Origin of the sequence: Streptomyces sp. B1866 (assembly GCF_031932565.1) — a bacterium.
Classification (GTDB): domain Bacteria; phylum Actinomycetota; class Actinomycetes; order Streptomycetales; family Streptomycetaceae; genus Streptomyces.
Map to the genome: position 1 here is coordinate 1 of NZ_JAVSCF010000632.1, position 419 is coordinate 419.

At 74.9% G+C, this 419-nt stretch carries 1 pseudogene; it reads left to right on the forward strand.

Annotation, left to right across the window (positions count from 1 at the left end):
• Positions 1-419 (forward strand): annotated as a pseudogene (locus RKE29_RS30535) (RHS repeat protein); the annotation flags it as partial.

Consider the following 419-nt stretch of genomic DNA (forward strand, 5'->3'; position numbering starts at 1 on the left):
CCCTGTGCCAGCCGACCGAGGTCACCCAGCCGGGCGGCGCCACCTGGCGCCACACCTACGACGAGCAGGGCAACCTGCTCGCGGTCCGGGACCCGGCGGGCGCGGAGACGGCGTACGCGTACGACGACCGCGGCCACCTGACGACAGTCACCGACCCGCTGGGCCACACCACCCGCCTGACCACCACCCCGGCGGGCCTACCGCGCACGGTCACCGACCCGCTCGGCCACACCACCACCGTCGAACGCGACCCGTTCGGCCGCATCACCACGCTCACCGACCCCCTGGGCCACACCACCCGCACCACCTGGACTCCCGAGGGCCTGCCCAGCCGCCGCGACCACCCGGACGGCACGCACGAGACGTGGACCTGGGACGGCGAGGGAAACCCCCTCACCCACACCGACCCGGCAGGCCAC